The sequence below is a fragment of the Desulfovibrio sp. OH1186_COT-070 genome (genome assembly GCF_003860215.1).
GTDB lineage: Bacteria > Desulfobacterota > Desulfovibrionia > Desulfovibrionales > Desulfovibrionaceae > Desulfovibrio.
On the sequence record NZ_RQYH01000160.1, the window covers coordinates 1 to 480 of the forward strand.

Here is a 480-nt window from a genome sequence, read left to right on the forward strand (position 1 = left end):
AAGGTTAATAGAGAGCAATTAGACAAAATGATAGATGAGCTTCAGGAAGATGATATAGTTATAATAACTGATTTAACTAGAGTATCAAGAAGCACAAAGGATTTACTTAATATTATAGATAGAATAAAAACTAGAGGAGCTAGTATAAAAAGTATTAAAGATACTTGGTTAGATACATCAAGTGATAATCCATATAATAGTTTTTTACTAACTGTTATGAGTGGATTGAGTCAGCTAGAAAGGGACTTAATAAGTCAAAGGACTAAAGAAGGTTTAAAAAGCGCAAAAGCTAGGGGAAGGAATGGAGGAAGGCCTTCCAAGAGAAATGATAAAGCTGATACAGTAGGGTTACTATATAGGGAAGGTTACAAAATAGTTGATATAGTAAAACAAACAGGGTTAAGTAGAGCAACTGTATATAGAGTGCTAAATGATTTAAAATTAAAATAAAAAATATATTAAAGGGGATGAGAGTATGAT

Annotated in this window: 1 protein-coding gene; it reads left to right on the top strand. The window is 30.4% G+C overall.

The genetic code is table 11. The features are described from left to right. Positions 1–450: recombinase family protein (locus EII23_RS12350; RefSeq protein WP_221620422.1), on the top strand; the 450-nt coding region annotated here is incomplete at its 5' end. Between the last annotated feature and the right edge of the window lie 30 nt (positions 451–480).